The sequence below is a fragment of the Sphingomonas corticis genome (assembly GCF_012035195.1).
Taxonomy (GTDB): domain Bacteria; phylum Pseudomonadota; class Alphaproteobacteria; order Sphingomonadales; family Sphingomonadaceae; genus Sphingomonas; species Sphingomonas corticis.
Map to the genome: position 1 here is coordinate 49265 of NZ_JAAVJH010000004.1, position 13722 is coordinate 62986.

13 protein-coding genes are annotated in these 13722 nt (G+C 71.1%); 5 read left to right on the forward strand and 8 right to left on the reverse strand.

Going from position 1 to position 13722, the window contains the following annotated elements; translation table 11 throughout:
- Positions 1 to 42: 42 nt before the first annotated feature.
- Genes HBH26_RS07540 through HBH26_RS07550 form a run of 3 tightly spaced genes read left to right on the forward strand, consistent with a single transcriptional unit; the run spans position 43 to position 3046 of the window.
- Positions 43 to 1326, forward strand: coding sequence for an extracellular solute-binding protein (locus tag HBH26_RS07540; RefSeq protein WP_168133985.1), 1284 nt, complete (start codon positions 43 to 45; stop codon positions 1324 to 1326).
- Positions 1323 to 2204 carry an ABC transporter permease subunit gene (locus HBH26_RS07545; protein WP_168133986.1) on the forward strand — a complete coding sequence of 294 codons (882 nt, stop codon included), beginning with the start codon at positions 1323 to 1325 and terminating at the stop codon, positions 2202 to 2204. The genes HBH26_RS07540 and HBH26_RS07545 overlap by 4 nt, the downstream gene beginning before the upstream one ends.
- A 20-nt stretch (positions 2205 to 2224) precedes the next feature.
- Positions 2225 to 3046, forward strand: a complete 822-nt coding sequence (locus HBH26_RS07550) for a carbohydrate ABC transporter permease (RefSeq protein WP_239024645.1) — start codon at positions 2225 to 2227, stop codon at positions 3044 to 3046.
- On the opposite strand, the gene HBH26_RS07555 is transcribed toward HBH26_RS07550, so the two are convergent.
- From HBH26_RS07555 to purU, 4 genes are all read right to left on the reverse strand, one after another.
- Positions 3007 to 4110 (reverse strand): ATP-binding cassette domain-containing protein, encoded by a 1104-nt coding sequence (locus tag HBH26_RS07555; protein ID WP_168133988.1) that lies wholly within the window; start codon positions 4108 to 4110, stop codon positions 3007 to 3009. The two genes, HBH26_RS07550 and HBH26_RS07555, sit on opposite strands and share 40 nt — an antisense overlap.
- Before the next feature lie 21 nt (positions 4111 to 4131).
- Entirely contained in the window at positions 4132 to 4683 is a 552-nt protein-coding gene (locus HBH26_RS07560; RefSeq protein ID WP_168133989.1) for a uracil-DNA glycosylase, read from the reverse strand.
- Positions 4655 to 6442, reverse strand: a complete 1788-nt coding sequence (locus HBH26_RS07565; protein WP_168133990.1) for a glucan ABC transporter ATP-binding protein/ permease — start codon at positions 6440 to 6442, stop codon at positions 4655 to 4657. The genes HBH26_RS07560 and HBH26_RS07565 overlap by 29 nt, the downstream gene beginning before the upstream one ends.
- A 164-nt stretch (positions 6443 to 6606) precedes the next feature.
- Positions 6607 to 7455 carry a formyltetrahydrofolate deformylase gene (gene purU / locus HBH26_RS07570; protein WP_168133991.1) on the reverse strand — a complete coding sequence of 283 codons (849 nt, stop codon included), beginning with the start codon at positions 7453 to 7455 and terminating at the stop codon, positions 6607 to 6609.
- 144 nt (positions 7456 to 7599) lie between these two features.
- On the opposite strand from purU, the gene HBH26_RS07575 reads away from it, so the two are divergent.
- Both HBH26_RS07575 and HBH26_RS07580 read left to right on the forward strand, forming a co-directional pair.
- Complete coding sequence (locus HBH26_RS07575; RefSeq protein WP_168133992.1) at positions 7600 to 7788, forward strand: hypothetical protein; 189 nt, start codon at positions 7600 to 7602, stop codon at positions 7786 to 7788.
- Between the two features lie 6 nt (positions 7789 to 7794).
- Positions 7795 to 8634: an MBL fold metallo-hydrolase gene (locus tag HBH26_RS07580; protein ID WP_168133993.1), complete on the forward strand. Its 840-nt coding sequence runs from the start codon at positions 7795 to 7797 to the stop codon at positions 8632 to 8634.
- A 21-nt stretch (positions 8635 to 8655) separates the two neighbouring features.
- Here the strand turns inward: HBH26_RS07580 and HBH26_RS07585 are convergent, their stop codons facing one another.
- Genes HBH26_RS07585 through HBH26_RS07600 form a run of 4 tightly spaced genes read right to left on the reverse strand, consistent with a single transcriptional unit; the run spans position 8656 to position 13651 of the window.
- Entirely contained in the window at positions 8656 to 9708 is a 1053-nt protein-coding gene (locus tag HBH26_RS07585; RefSeq protein WP_168133994.1) for a zinc-dependent alcohol dehydrogenase, read from the reverse strand.
- Between the two features lies 1 nt (position 9709).
- Positions 9710 to 10693 carry a beta-propeller fold lactonase family protein gene (locus HBH26_RS07590; protein WP_168133995.1) on the reverse strand — a complete coding sequence of 328 codons (984 nt, stop codon included), beginning with the start codon at positions 10691 to 10693 and terminating at the stop codon, positions 9710 to 9712.
- Entirely contained in the window at positions 10690 to 11406 is a 717-nt protein-coding gene (locus tag HBH26_RS07595) for an SDR family oxidoreductase (protein WP_168133996.1), read from the reverse strand. Before HBH26_RS07595 ends, HBH26_RS07590 begins: the two co-directional genes overlap by 4 nt.
- Before the next feature lies 1 nt (position 11407).
- A complete protein-coding gene (locus HBH26_RS07600; RefSeq protein WP_239024646.1) occupies positions 11408 to 13651 on the reverse strand; it encodes a hypothetical protein in 2244 nt (747 codons plus the stop codon).
- Positions 13652 to 13722 lie beyond the last annotated feature (71 nt).

Consider the following 13722-nt stretch of genomic DNA (forward strand, 5'->3'; position numbering starts at 1 on the left):
TCGGTCGGTTCCGGCCGATGAAACGTCCGAGCATCAAATACGTTGCTGATCTGTAATAAGAAGCAGGGGGCGGAGATCGACCGGTGGAGCGGCTTTTCGGCGGTTGATCGGCGCGGCGTGCTGGCGGGAGCGGCGGCCACGATGATGGCCGGGTGCGGCGTGCGGCGCGATCCGTCTGCGCTGCGGCTGTGGGCGATGAGCTACGAGGGCGATTATTCGCCACACCTGATGCCCGCCTTCACCGCGCGCACGGGTATCCCGGTGGAGGTGCAGTCGCTGCCCTGGACGGCCGCGCATGAGAAACTGCTGACCGCCTTTGCCGGCGACGCGCTGCCCGACGTGATGATGTTGCCCAACGGCTGGGTCGGCGAGTTCGCGATGGCCGGTGCGATCGCGCCGGTGGCCGAACGCGAGGTGGCGGACCTGTTCCCCGGCACGGCCGACACGGTGCGCTGGCGCGGCACGCCCTATGCCGTGCCCTGGTCGGTGGCGCCGCAGGCGCAGTTCTTTCGCCGCGACCGGCTGGACGGGCCGCCGGCGGAGGACTGGGACGGCTGGCGCGCGATGGGGCTGCGGCTGAAGCGGCGCTTTCCGGACAGCTACGCCTTCCTGATCCTGTTGAACTGGTGGGACACGCTGTTCACCTTCGCCGGACAGGCCGGCGCCGCGCTGCTGCGCGAGCGCGACACGCGCGGCAATTTCGCCACGCCGGAATTCCGCGCCGCGCTCGACTTCTACGTCTCGCTGTTCCGTGACCGCCTGGCGCCGGCGGTGCTGTCGACCGAGGTGCAGGATCCGGTCGCCGCCTTCGCGCAAGGATGGTTCCTGGTCTATCCGAGCGGACCGTCGCTGCTGCTGGACTTCAAGCGCCGCGCGGCGGAGATTCCGGCGGCGCGATGGGGCGTCGCGCGGATGCCGGGGCCGACGGGGCCAGGCGCGGTGTCGGGCGTCAGTGGCGCATTGGCGGTGGCGCGCGGCACTCGCCGGCCGGAGGCGGCGCGCGCGCTGGTGCGGCACCTCACCTCCGCGCGCAGCGAACTGCGCTTCCAGCAGCTGATCGGCAACCTGCCCGCGCGCGCCAGCGCGTGGGCGGATGCGCAGATGGCCGCGCCCGTCCTTGCCCCCTTCGCCGCGCAGCTGCGCCAGCCCGCGCGCGATCCCGCGGTAGTGGAGTGGGAGCGGATCCGCATCGAGGTGCAGCTGATCGCCGAGCGCGTGGTGCGCGGGCTGCTGACGGTCGGCGTCGCGGTGCAGGAGATGGACCGGCGCGCCGACCTGATCCTCGCCAAGCGGCGCGCACTGGTGCAGGCGGGGCGGCTGGCGTGACGCGGGGCGAGCGCACCGCCTGGCTGTTCACCGCGCCGGTGCTGGCGATCATCCTGCTGGTCTTCGTGCTGCCGACGCTGGTGGCGCTTGGCCTCAGCGTCACCGACTACAGCATCTACGCGCTGGCCGACTGGTCGAACCTCGGCTTCGTCGGCCTGGGCAATTTCGCCGACCTGCTCGCGACGCCGCTGTTCTGGCGCGCGCTGGGCAACACCGCGCTGTTCGCCGCGCTGGGCGTGCCGATGGCGATCGGCGCCTCGCTCGCCGCGGCGCTGCTGCTCCACGACGCGACCGTTCGGTGGAAGCCGGCGTGGCGCGTGCTGCTGTTCGCGCCCTACGTCACCAGCGTGGTCGCCACCGCGGTGGTCTGGCGCTTCGTGCTGAACACGCGCTTCGGCCTCCTCAACTACGTGCTCGGCGGCTTGGGCATTGCGCCGGTCGACTGGCTGGGCGATCCGCGCGCGTCGATCCCGGCGATCCTGCTGTTCGTCACGTGGAAGATCTTTGGCTACAACATGATCGTGTTCACCGCCGCGCTGTCGGCGGTGCCGCAGGACCTGATGGAGGCGGCGCGGCTGGACGGGGCGGGGCGGTGGGCGCGCTTCCGCCACGTGACGCTGCCCGCGATCGGCCCCACGCTGCTGCTGGCCGCGGTGATGAGCGTGGCGGGTTTCCTGCAACTCTTCGCCGAACCCTATGTCATGACGATGGGCGGCCCGGCGCAGAGCACGGTCACCGTCCTCTACTTCATGTTCGACGAGGGGTTCCGCTGGTGGAACCTGGGTCAGGCAAGCGCGGTGGCCTTCGTGCTGTTCGTGCTGATCCTGGCCGTCACGATCGTGCAGACCCGCATTGGGAGGCGCTACGAATGGTTGTGAGGCCAGCCCGCGCCCTGGTGATGAACGCCGTCGCCGTGCTGCTGACGGTGGCCACGGTGGCGCCGCTGCTATGGATGGTGCTGGTCTCGTTCATGCCGCGCGGCGCCTCCAGCGCCTTTCCGCCGCCGCTGTGGCCGGTGCGCTGGACATGGGAGAATTATCACGAGTTGCTCGCGCGACGCGAGTATGACGGCGTCTTCTTCGACTATCGCATCGTGCCCGCGCTGCTGAACAGCCTGTTCGTGGCGGGTGTCTCCACGCTGCTCGGCCTGCTGCTGACGGTGCCGGCGGGCTACGCCTTCGCCAAGCTGCGCTTTCGCGGGCGCGAGCGGCTGCTCCAGCTGTTGATCGCATCGCTCGTCGTGCCGGGGCAGGTGGCGATGCTGCCCTTGTTCCTGATCTTCAAGGAACTGGGCCTCGTCAACAGCTACGCCGGCGTGATCCTGCCGAGCCTCGCCGGCATCTTCGCGATCCTGTTCGTGCGACAGGCGACGCTGTCCATTCCCGACGAGATGCTGGACGCCGCCCGGCTGGATGGGGCGAGCGAAGGGCGCATCTTCGTGTCGATCGTGCTGCCGCTGCTGGCGCCGGTCACGGTCACGCTGGCGCTCTTCATGTTCCTGGGCAGCTGGAACGACTTCCTGTGGCCGCTGATCGTGCTGGCGGACCAGCACCTCTACACGCTGCCCGTCGCCGTCGCGGCCATCAGCCGGGAACACGCCGCGGACGGCGAGCTGATGATGGCCGCCGCGGTGGTGACGACGATGCCGGTGCTGCTGCTCTTCCTCGCGCTCCAGCGCTATTACATGACGGGGCTGCTGGGCGGCAGCGTGAAGGGATAGGCGCGGCCGTCGGCGGCGAAGACATGCGCGTCGCCCGGCGCGACGCCGACGCGCAGCGTCTCGCCCAGCCGCCCCGTGCTGTCGCCCGGCAGCTGCGCCACCACGGCGCCGTCGCCGCGCCCGTTCAGGTGCGCGAAGGAGAGGGGCCCCAGTCGCTCGAACAATTCGATCCGCCCGGCCAGCGGGCCGTCGTCGGCGGGGGCGAGATGCTCCGGCCGGATGCCCAGCGTCACTGCCTGGCCCAGCGTGCCGTCGGGCAGGTGCGCGCCGGTCGCCACCTCCACCCCGTCCGACAGCCGGACCCGCGCCGCGCCGCCGGTGGCGACCACGGTGGCGGGCAGCAGGTTCATCGTCGGCGACCCGATCGCGCTCGCCACCGCCAGCGTGGCCGGTGCGCGATACAGGTCCATCGGCGTGCCGACCTGCTCGACATGGCCGGCGGACATCACGACGATGCGGTTGGCCAGCGTCATCGCCTCCAGCTGGTCGTGCGTGACGTAGATCATCGTCGCGCCGAGCTGCTGGTGCAGCCGCGCGAATTCGTGCCGCATCCTGACGCGCAAGGCGGCGTCCAGGTTCGACAGCGGCTCGTCCAGCAGCAGCACCTTGGGCTCGCGCACCACCGCGCGCGCGATCGACACGCGCTGCCGCTGCCCGCCGGACAGCGCGCGGGGGCGACGGTCGAGCAGGGCGTCAAGGTCGAGCGCGGCCGCCACCGCGCGCACCCGCGCGTCCACCTCCGCCTTGGGCCGGCGCGCCACGCGCAGCGGAAAGGCGATGTTCTCCGCCACGGTCAGGTGCGGGTAGAGTGCGTAGGACTGGAACACCATCGCCAGCTCGCGCTCCGCCGGGGGCGCGGCGGTGACGTCGCGGCCGTCGATCATCAGGCGGCCGGTGTCGGGCGTCTCCAGGCCGGCGATCAACCGCAGCAGCGTCGACTTGCCGCAGCCCGACGGGCCGACGATGACGACGAACTCACCCGCCTCGATCGACAGGTCGGTGGGGTGGAGGACGGTGGTGGCGCCGAAGCGCTTGCTGAGGCCCTGGATCTCGACGCTTGCCACGCGTCGACCATCGGCGCGAAATCAGGCCGTTGCAAGCCGCGATGCGGCCTCGCGCAAGGTCGCGCGGATCGCGGCGGGCACTGCGGGGCTGGTGCAGACATAGGTGGGGGAGGGGTGCGGCATCTCGCCGATCCACGCACCCGGCCGCGCCGCCGCCACGATCGGGCGAGCCTCCCGCGCGACTCGCCCCGCGAGGACGACCGCCCGCAGCTGCGGCAGATGCGAGAGGAAGCCGGGAAGCAGCGCCAGCCCCTCGGCGATCTCGCCCCGTCGCAGCGCGCGGTTGCGCGCGCCGGGGGCGTGGACGACCCACGGCACCGCGTTCCACAGGATCGTGTCGCCCCGCGCGATCCCGGCCTCGGCGAGGAAGCGGGAGAGGTTGCGCGCGGTGCCCGTGGCGTTGTCGCGCGACACGAGCCGCGGCCCGTCGCCGCCCGGTCCCGGCGTCTCCAGCAGGATCAGCAGCCGCGCGTCCGCGCCTCCGTCCGCCGGGTCGAAACCGGGCACGCGCCGCCCGCCCGCGGCGAGGTCGCGACGCCAGGCTTCAAGCCGCGTCGGTGCGGCGTCCGTCATCGTTCGCGGCGGCGGTGGCAAGGCCGCCCTCGCGTGCCAGCTGTGCGAACACGCCGCCCTGCGCCACCAGCTCGTCGAAGCCTCCCTGCTCGACGATGCGGCCCTGGTCGAGCACGATGATGCGGTCGGCGGCGCGGATGGTCGACAGGCGGTGCGCGATGACGAAGGTGGTGCGCCCGGCGCGCAGCCGGTCCAGGCTTTCCTGCAATCGCGCCTCGGTGGCGACGTCCAGCGCGCTGGTCGCCTCGTCCAGCAGCAGGATCGGTGCGTCCTTCAGCAACGCTCGTGCGATCGCGATCCGCTGCCGCTCGCCGCCCGACAGCCCCTGGCCGCGGTCGCCCACCGGCGTCGCGAAGCCGGCCGGCTTGCGCGCGACGAAATCGTAGGCGCCGGCCAGCTTCGCCGCGTCCTCGATCTCCTCCATGGTCGCGTCGGGATTGCCCATCGCGATGTTCTCCGCGATCGAACGGTTGAAGAGGCCCGCTTCCTGGAACACCACGCCGGTCGCCGCCCGCAGGGACGCGAGCGTGGCGGTGCGGATGTCCTGCCCGTCCACCAGGATGCGCCCCTTCTCCGGATCGTAGGCACGCTGGAACAGGCCGAGCGCGGTGGACTTGCCCGACCCCGTCGGTCCGACGATCGCCACCGTCTCGCCCGGCTGCACCTCGAACGACAGGTCGTGGACCGCGCCCGAGCCCTTGGGATAGCGGAAGGACACGTTCTCGAACGTCACCCGCCCCTCGCGCACCGCCAGCGGCACCGCGTCGGCGGCCTCGGCGACGTGGCTGCGCTGGTCCAGCACGTCGAAGAACTGCGCCAGCGCCGGGCCACGCTGCGCCGCGTCGACGACGAAGGCGGTGACCAGCTCCAGGCGCGCGATCAGCAGCGTGGCGAAGCCGACGAACGACACGACGTCGCCGATCGTCGCCTGCCCCTTCGACACCAGCGACGCGCCGAAGCCGAAGATCGCGACGATCGCGATCGAGGAGGCGCCGCGCGTCAGCACCGACGACAAGGCCCACCAGTTCAGCACCGGATATTGGGCATGGAGCAGGTCGTGCAGCGAGGTCTTCACCGTCCGCAGCTCGCCCGGGACCGCGAGGAAGCTCTGCAGCACGGAGACGTTGCCGATCAGGTCGCCCAGATTGCCGGAGATGTCGGTGAAGCGGTTCTCCACCTGTGCCTGGCCACTGGCGGTCTGCCGCATGACGACAAGGTTCACCGCGCTATAGGCCAGCATCAGCGCGACCAGCACCATCGCCAGTCGCCAGTTGGTCAGCATCGCGACCGGCAGCAGCGTCAGCACGATGGCGACGTTGGTGATCTGGTCGCGCAGCAGCGGCAGCCACAGGTTGAACAGCCCGTCGCACCCCGCGATCATGATCCGCATCAGCCGGCCCGATCGCGCCTCGGTGTGGAAGGCGGGGGGCAGGGCGAGCAGGTGCTCGACGAAGCTGGCCATCGCGGCGAGGCGGCGGCGGTGGGTCATGCGGTCGGCGCCCAGCGAGATGACCATGCTCGCGAGGAACACGCAGACGCTGAGCCCGCACCACAAGGCGATATAGCCGATCGGGTCCGCACCCGAGGTGAGGCCGTTCACCGCCTTGCCGAACAGCAGCGGCTCGCCCACCTGGAGCAGCGCGACCAGCGCACCCGCGCCGAGCAGCGCCGCGGCCTTGGATCGTTCCGGACGGAGCAGGTGGAGCGCGCGCGCGAAGGCGTGCAGGTGCGGCAAGCGGCGGGACACGGCAGTGGCCATGGCGTCTCTCGAGATATCAATGTTGTCATGAATGCCGCCGACACGCGTCGCCCGGGCGAGAACCGGATAGTCGCGGCATGGTTAACGAGGAACTACCGGCAGCCTCTTGGATGTCGAACGTGCGACGAACCGTTCATTATCATCGGCGAGGCGATGGAACTTTCCTAATCGAAGACGATCGTCTGCTGACCGTTCAGCAGGACGCGATGGTCGACGTGCCACTGCACGGCTCGGGCGAGCACCGCGCATTCCACCTCCTGACCCAGCGTGACGAGGTCGTCGGCCGAGCGCGCGTGGTTCACGCGGCGCACGTCCTGCTCGATGATCGGGCCTTCGTCGAGGTCGGTGGTGACGTAATGTGCCGTCGCGCCGATGATCTTCACGCCGCGGCGATGCGCCTGGTGATAGGGCTTCGCGCCCTTGAAGCTGGGCAGGAAGCTGTGGTGGATGTTGATGCACCGCCCTGCCAGCGCGGCGCACAGCGCCGGCGACAGGATCTGCATGTAGCGCGCGAGCACGACGAGGTCCGCCTGACCGTCCTCCACCAGCCGCAGGATCGCCGCTTCCTGCGTCGCTTTCGTCTCCGCCGTCACGGGCAGGTGGTGGAAGGGGAGGCCGTTCCACTCGACGAAGGAGCGCATGTCGTCATGGTTGGAGAGCACGCCGACGACGTCGACCGCGAGCTGGCCGTTGCGCCAGCGATGGAGGAGGTCGAACAGGCAGTGGCCGAACCGCGAGACGAGGATCAGCACGCGTGGCCGCCGCGCCGCGTCGTGCACCCGCGCCGTCATCGCGAACTCGCGTGCGACCGGCGCGAACGCCGCCTCCAGCGCGGCGGCGGTGATCGCCGCGTCCTCGGCGCGGAAGGCCAGGCGCATGAAGAAGCCGTCGCCCTCGTGGTGCTGGTGCGCCTCGGTAATCGAGCAGCGGTGCGTGGCGAGGAATCCCGCGGTCACCGCGACGATGCCGATGCGGTCGGGACAGGTGACGGTCAGGACGAAGCGGCGGTGCATGGCGGATCCTCGCGCGGCCTAAGGGCGCCGCCGGGCGTACCGCGCGCCGCGCGCGACAAACAGGGCCGCGATCCTGACCCAGTTGAATTACACCGCGGCACCGCATCGGCATGGTGACCGTCTGACAGCGAGAGAGGCAGCGAGATGCGCAACGACCGATCCCGGGGAGCACCGCTGGCATGGGGTCTCGCCGCCGCCGCCGCGGCGGCGACGATCGCCTGGTTCGCCTCGCGCGGGCGGCAGGAGGGGGTGGACGCCCGCACCCGCGATCGCCTGGCCCCACCGGCCGCGGCACCGCGGGTGCCCAGCGCCGCCGACATCCACGTGGCCTGACCGGCGATGCGCATCCATCACCTCAACTGCGGCACCTGCTGTCCCGCGGGCGGTCGCCTGTTCGACGGCACCAGCGACGCACCGCTGGCGCACCTCGTCTGCCACTGCCTGCTTGTGGAGACCAACCAGGGCCTCGTGCTGGTCGATACCGGTTACGGCACGCGCGAGGTCGATCACCCGCGACCGCGACTGTCCCCCTTCTTCCTCGGCCTCAACAACCCGCAGCTGCGCGCCGCGGAGACCGCCGTGGCGCAGGTGCGGCGGCTGGGCTTCGACCCGGCGGACGTGCGCCACATCGTCATCACGCACCTCGATTTCGACCACGCCGGCGGGCTGGAGGACTTCCCGCACGCGACGGTCCACTTGACGGCGCGGGAGAAGGAAGTGGCGGACGCCGGGCGGGGCGGCGCCTTCGTCGGCACGCGCCGCTACCGCCCGTGCCAGTGGGACGAGGTGGAGAACTGGCGGCTCTACCCGTTCGGCGGGGGCGAGCGCTGGTTCGGCTTCGACGCGGTGCGCGACCTGGAGGGGCTGCCGCCCGAGATCCTGCTGGTACCGCTCGCCGGGCACACCTGGGGCCACGCCGGCGTCGCGATCAAGGCGGCGGACGGCGGCTGGCTGCTCCACGCCGGCGACGCCTATTTCTATCGCGGAGAGGTGGGCGGCGAGGATTATTCCTGCCCGCCGGGCCTGCGCGGCTACCAGCGGCTGATGGAGGTGGACCGCAAGGCGCGGCTGGAGAACCAGCGCCGCCTGCGCGCGCTGTCGATCGACCATGGCGACCAGGTGCGCCTGTTCTGCGCGCACGACGTGGTGGAGTGGGAGCTGCTGGCGGGAGCGGCGTGAACGAACCGTTCGCGAAGAGCCTCAGATCTCCAGCGCGACGAAGATCGCGCCGGTGCGCTCCTTGTCCTGCGCCACGTCGAACGCCTCGTTGATCCGCTCCAGCGGGAAGCGGTGGGTGATGAGCGGCTGTGTCTGCAGCGTGCCGTCCGCGATCAGCGACAGCACCTGTCCCTGCTCGGGATAGATGTCGTGCAGCGCGAAGCTGGCGCTGGGCAGGATGCGGATCTCCGACATCTGTATGCGCTGCCATTCCAGCGGGATCGCGGTTTCGCCGGCGTCGAATCCGCCGACGATCACCACCGCGCCGCCGCGCCGCGCCATCCGCGTCGCCTGCGGCAGCGTGGTCGGCATCGCGTCGCCGCCGGCGCATTCGAACGCCACGTCGGCACCGCGCCCGCCGGTGAAGGCCGTCACCGCCGCGATCGGATCGTCGCGCGCCGCGTTCACGACCGCATCGGCACCGACCGCGCGCGCGACCTCCAGTGAATGGTCGACCGTGTCGGCGACGATCACCCGCGCGCCGCTCGCCTTCGCCAGCATCGCCTGTCCCAGCCCGATCGGCCCCGCGCCGATGATCGCCACATGGTCGCCGATCGACAGCTTCGACAGGTGCTGGGCGTGGAGGCAGACCGAGTAGGTGTCGATCAGCGCGGCGTCGTCGAAGCCGACATGGTCGGGCAGGCGGTAGAATTTGTGCTGCGGCCCGACGACGTACTCGGCATAGGCGCGCGAGACGCTCTGCGTGCGCGTGGGGTAAAGCTGGGGACAGCGGTTGTACTGGCGGGCGTGGCACCATTCGCAATGGCCGCAGCCCAGCACCGTCTCGATCACCACGCGGTCTCCCACCGCCACGCGGGTCACGTCCGGCCCTGTCTCCACCACCTCGCCCGCCAGTTCGTGCCCGACGACGTGGCAGGCGAGATGCGCGTCCGGCTTCTTCCAGTGGCGCAGGTCCGTGCCGCAGATGCCGGCGACGCGCACCCGCGCCCGTACCCAGTCGCGCGCGGGCAGTTCGGGCGGATCGATCTCCTCCACGCGGAAGCGGCCGTCCTCGGTCTTCAGCGCGGCGCGCATCTCATTCCTCCATCAGGAAGGCGGCGCCGGGCACGTCGATCATGACGGGCGCGCCGACCGGGCGCCCGTCCGCGCCGCGGCGGACTGCGGCCACCCCGCCGCCTTCCTCGTGCGCGACCAGCACGTGGTCGGCAAGCGGCAGCAGGAAGCGCGGCGAGCGCCCGCCGCTCGGCACGTGGCCGAGGGGCCGCGGCATGCCCTCGCCGTCCAGCGCGAAGGACGCGATGCTGTCGTGGCCCCGGTTGGTGACGTGGAGCAGCCGCGCGCCGGCGTCGATCGCGATGGCTCCGCCAAGGCTGTCCGCGTCCACGCCGTGCGGAAGCGTGGAGAGGATCGCCGCCGCCTCCAGCACCGGGCCGGCGACGCGCAGCACCGTCAGCGTCGAGGCGAGTTCGCTGACCAGATAGGCGAGCGGGAGCGCCGGGTGGAAGGCGAGATGGCGCGGTCCGCTGCCCGGCGGGGCGGCATAAACCGTGCGGGGCACGTCCGGTCCGGTGGCCGGGTGCGCCAGGATGCGATCGGTGCCGAGGTCGACGCACAGAAGGTCGTCGCCCCGGAAGCCCACCCAATGCGCGTGCGGGCCTTCCTGCCGCTCGGCATCGAGCCCGCGGCCACGGTTGCGCCACGTCTCGCCCGCGGTCGGCAGGCCGCGCTCGTCGAGCGGAAACAGCGTCACGCTACCCTCGGCGTAATTGGCCGCGGCCAGCCGCCGCTCGTCGGCGGACAGCGCCAGGTGGCAGGGCGCGGCACCGCTCTCCACCTCGGCCAGCCGCGCGCCGTCGCGATCGTAGGCGGCGACCGTCCCGGCCTCCTCGTCCACCAGATAGCGGTGGCCGAAGCGCGCGGAGGCGACGCCGAAGGAGGCGTTCGGCGCGCGCGCCACCGCGTCGCTCGCGCTCCAGCGACCGGTGCCCGGATCGTGTGCCAGCGGCACCAGCCCTGCGCCGCCCTTCGCCGCATAGGTGCCGACGAGGACGCGCGTCACGGCAGTTCCTGCAACCGCGGCTCCAGCCGCAGCGTCACCACGTCGACGCGGGGTGGACGCGAGAGGATGAAGTCGACCGCCTCGGCCACATCCTCCGCGCGCAGCATCCGCGCCTTCGCGATCTCCTCGCGCTGTTCGTCGTCGGACGCCTCCTGCATGTCGCTGCCGGTGGTGCCCGGCTCCACCAGGGCGACGCGCAGCCCGCGTTCCTCCACCTCCTTGCGCAGCGTCTCGGCAAAGCCTTGCAGGCCCGCCTTGGTGGCGGAATAGACGCTCTCGCCCGGTGCGTGGATCTCCGCGCTGATCGACCCGACGATCACGATCTGCCCGCCCTTGCCCAGTCGCGCCAGCGCCGCGCGGGTGGCGGCCATGGCGGCGACCAGGTTCACCTCGACCACGTAGCGCCAGTCGTCGTCCGCCATCTCGTCGATCGGCTCGGCGCCGAGGGCGGCGTTGGAGACGAGGGCGTCAACCCCGCCCAGCCGCACGTCGGCCTCCGCGAACAGGCGCTCCACGCCTTCGCGCGTGGCGAGGTCCGCGGCGATGCCGTGCACCTCGCCGGGAAGGTCCGCCATCGCGTCCAGTGCGTCCTTCAACGCATTCTCGTCCCGGCCGAGCGTCACGACGCGCGCGCCCTGCGACGCGAGCGAGCGGACGATCGCGCGACCGATCCCGGTGGTGCCGCCGGTGACGACGACGCGCTTTCCCTGCATCCTAGGCGCTCCAGGTCAGAATGAGGCGGCCGCTGGCGGGCACGCGGAAATCGATGCGGTCCTTGTCCGTCGCGTGCGGACGCAGCACGTCGCCGTTCGCCGACGTCAGCGTCACCTTCTGCGGCATCCGCCGGCGCTTCAGCCGGACGAGCGAGAGGTCCGCCTGGCACGTCTCCCCGCCGTCGAGCATGAGGGACAGGGCACGCTCCCCGGTGCGCTCGATCGTGCGCACGAACAGGTTGCAGAACAGGCGGAACGGCGCGCCTTCCACGGAATGGTGCGAGCGGCTGGCGAAGACGAGCGCCGCGCCGGAGCCGTAGATCTCCTGCCCCACCCGTCCGGCAGGTTCGCCGTTGCCGTAGAGGTCCTCGAGCGGGAAGGCGAGCTTGCGGTTGATGACGCCGCTCTGGTGCGGCGGGCCGGCGATCGCCTCGTCCGGCAGCGCGGACGGATAGTAGAACCAGGCGCGGTCGAGCGCGTATTTGCAATATTCGCCGATCAGCATGCGCGCGGCGGGTTCCAGATCAGGTCCGCTGTCGGCGAGATATGCCTCGAACGCAGTGAAGGCGTCGAAGCATTCGTAGATCGCCATGTACGGGGCGTCGTGCAGGCAGGTCGCGCCCAGGAACGTGCGGTAATGCTTCGCCAATCGCACGTCGGATTCCCAGATCATGCAATTGTGAAAGAAGCTGGCGAGATAGACGTAGCTCTGCGCCAGGTACGTGCCCTCGTTGGTGATGCGCCACAGCCGCATGCAGGCCGCCGCGCCCCAGGCGGTGAGGTTGGCCTGATATTCCAGGTTGAAGCGCATCCCCACCGCGGCATCGATCGCGGCGCGCGCCTCGTGCAGGAAGCGCTCCTCGTCGGTCAGCTGGTAGCATTGCAGCATCAGATAGGCGTAGATGCCGCCGACGTCCGTCTGCCCGAAGCGATCGTCGTTGCGCGCCCGCGTCTTCACCGTGAAGTCGCGGATGTCGTACATGATCGGCCAGCGGTACTTGAAATGGTGGGCCGCCTTGATGCCATAGTCGACCGACCGCATCAGCAGCGCGCGCGCGTCCGCGTCGCCGTCCAGCGCCAGCCGCGCGAGGTTCAGCATCGGATGGTAGAGATACCAGCTGTCGACCGCATCGGCGTCCTTGTCGTCGCCGACGTTGGGCAGGTATCGCCGCAGCGTCTTCAGCTTCTCGTCGTAGAAGCGCGGCAGGCCGCGCCGCAACTCGTCCTCCAGCGGCAGCGGCTCGCCGCGCCAGCGACCGTAATCGTGGATCGCCGCCAGGACCGACACCTGCACCATCACGTCGGGATATTCCCCGTCGGGATAGGGCATGACGTAGCGATGGCCGTAGTGGCGCACGCTGGCCTGCGGCGCGGTCTCGAGGTCGGTCAGCGTCCGCTCCGCCAGCCCCGCCCAGTCGCGATAGTCGGTGCGCGGCAGGCTGAGCGCCTTGTAGGCGATGCCGAGCAGTTGGAGGAACTGGCGCGACAGCTCCTGCTCGTCGTCGTCGGCCTCGTCGCGGAAGACGAGGATCGCGTCGGACAGCATCACCCGCTCGCCCGCCGCCAGCGGATTCGTCGGCGGGGTGCCGCTCTGCGGCGGGGTGGGCAGGAGGTAGCCGAGTTCCGGCCACTCGCCGCCGACCGCCCCGTCCGGCACCGTGTCGGTGGCGGCGTAATAGTCGTTCAGCGCACTCAGGTTCTGAAAGTACAGGACGCTGCCGAACGCGGGCTCGCGGAAGCGGAAATAGAGGAGCCCGCTGTTCACCCCGCGCTGTGCCGCCTCCACCTGCCCGGTGGCGCCGAGCGGGTCGTCGTTCGCGTCCAGCGGATACAGGTCGCGCGGGTGGAAGGGGACCAGCAGCGGCGCGCGCGGCGTCAGCCACACGCAGACTCGCAAGCGGTGCAGGTCGGCCTCGCTGGCGGCGATCGCCACCTCGTGCCGGCCGAGCGCGCTGTTCGCCTCCAGCCGCAGCGCCTCGCCCGGCTCCGAAGCCACGACGCGGACCGTCAACGTTCCCGCCGGGGCGTGGATCGCGCGCAGCGCCAGGCCGCCGTTGCCGGGGCGCCGGACGACGACGAGCACGGAGTCGCGGCCGCGGCATACCGTCACGGTCAGGTCGCCGAGGGTCAGGTCCGCCACGCGCTCGCCGTCGCGCAGGTCGTCGCGCACGGCGAGCGCATAGGCACTGGCGCCGGGGGCATCGCTGGCGGGCCGTTCCAGTACGGCGTGTTTCGACGGTGCCATCAGGTCCTTCCCGAACCGTCCGGCGCGTGCGCAAGGATCATCGCGCCGCCGCGATGCCCCCGATGCGGTCG

Excerpts from the sequence above, each read along its gene's own strand:
- HBH26_RS07575 (WP_168133992.1), top strand. The coding sequence starts at position 7,600 with ATGCGCAACGACCGATCCCGGGGAGCACCGCTGGCATGGGGTCTCGCC.
- HBH26_RS07550 (WP_239024645.1), top strand. The coding sequence starts at position 2,225 with ATGAACGCCGTCGCCGTGCTGCTGACGGTGGCCACGGTGGCGCCGCTG.
- HBH26_RS07585 (WP_168133994.1), bottom strand. The coding sequence starts at position 9,708 with ATGCGCGCCGCGCTGAAGACCGAGGACGGCCGCTTCCGCGTGGAGGAG.
- purU (WP_168133991.1), bottom strand. The coding sequence starts at position 7,455 with ATGCACCGCCGCTTCGTCCTGACCGTCACCTGTCCCGACCGCATCGGC.
- HBH26_RS07565 (WP_168133990.1), bottom strand. The coding sequence starts at position 6,442 with ATGGCCACTGCCGTGTCCCGCCGCTTGCCGCACCTGCACGCCTTCGCG.
- HBH26_RS07595 (WP_168133996.1), bottom strand. The coding sequence starts at position 11,406 with ATGCAGGGAAAGCGCGTCGTCGTCACCGGCGGCACCACCGGGATCGGT.
- HBH26_RS07600 (WP_239024646.1), bottom strand. The coding sequence starts at position 13,651 with ATGGCACCGTCGAAACACGCCGTACTGGAACGGCCCGCCAGCGATGCC.
- HBH26_RS07560 (WP_168133989.1), bottom strand. The coding sequence starts at position 4,683 with ATGACGGACGCCGCACCGACGCGGCTTGAAGCCTGGCGTCGCGACCTC.
- HBH26_RS07580 (WP_168133993.1), top strand. The coding sequence starts at position 7,795 with ATGCGCATCCATCACCTCAACTGCGGCACCTGCTGTCCCGCGGGCGGT.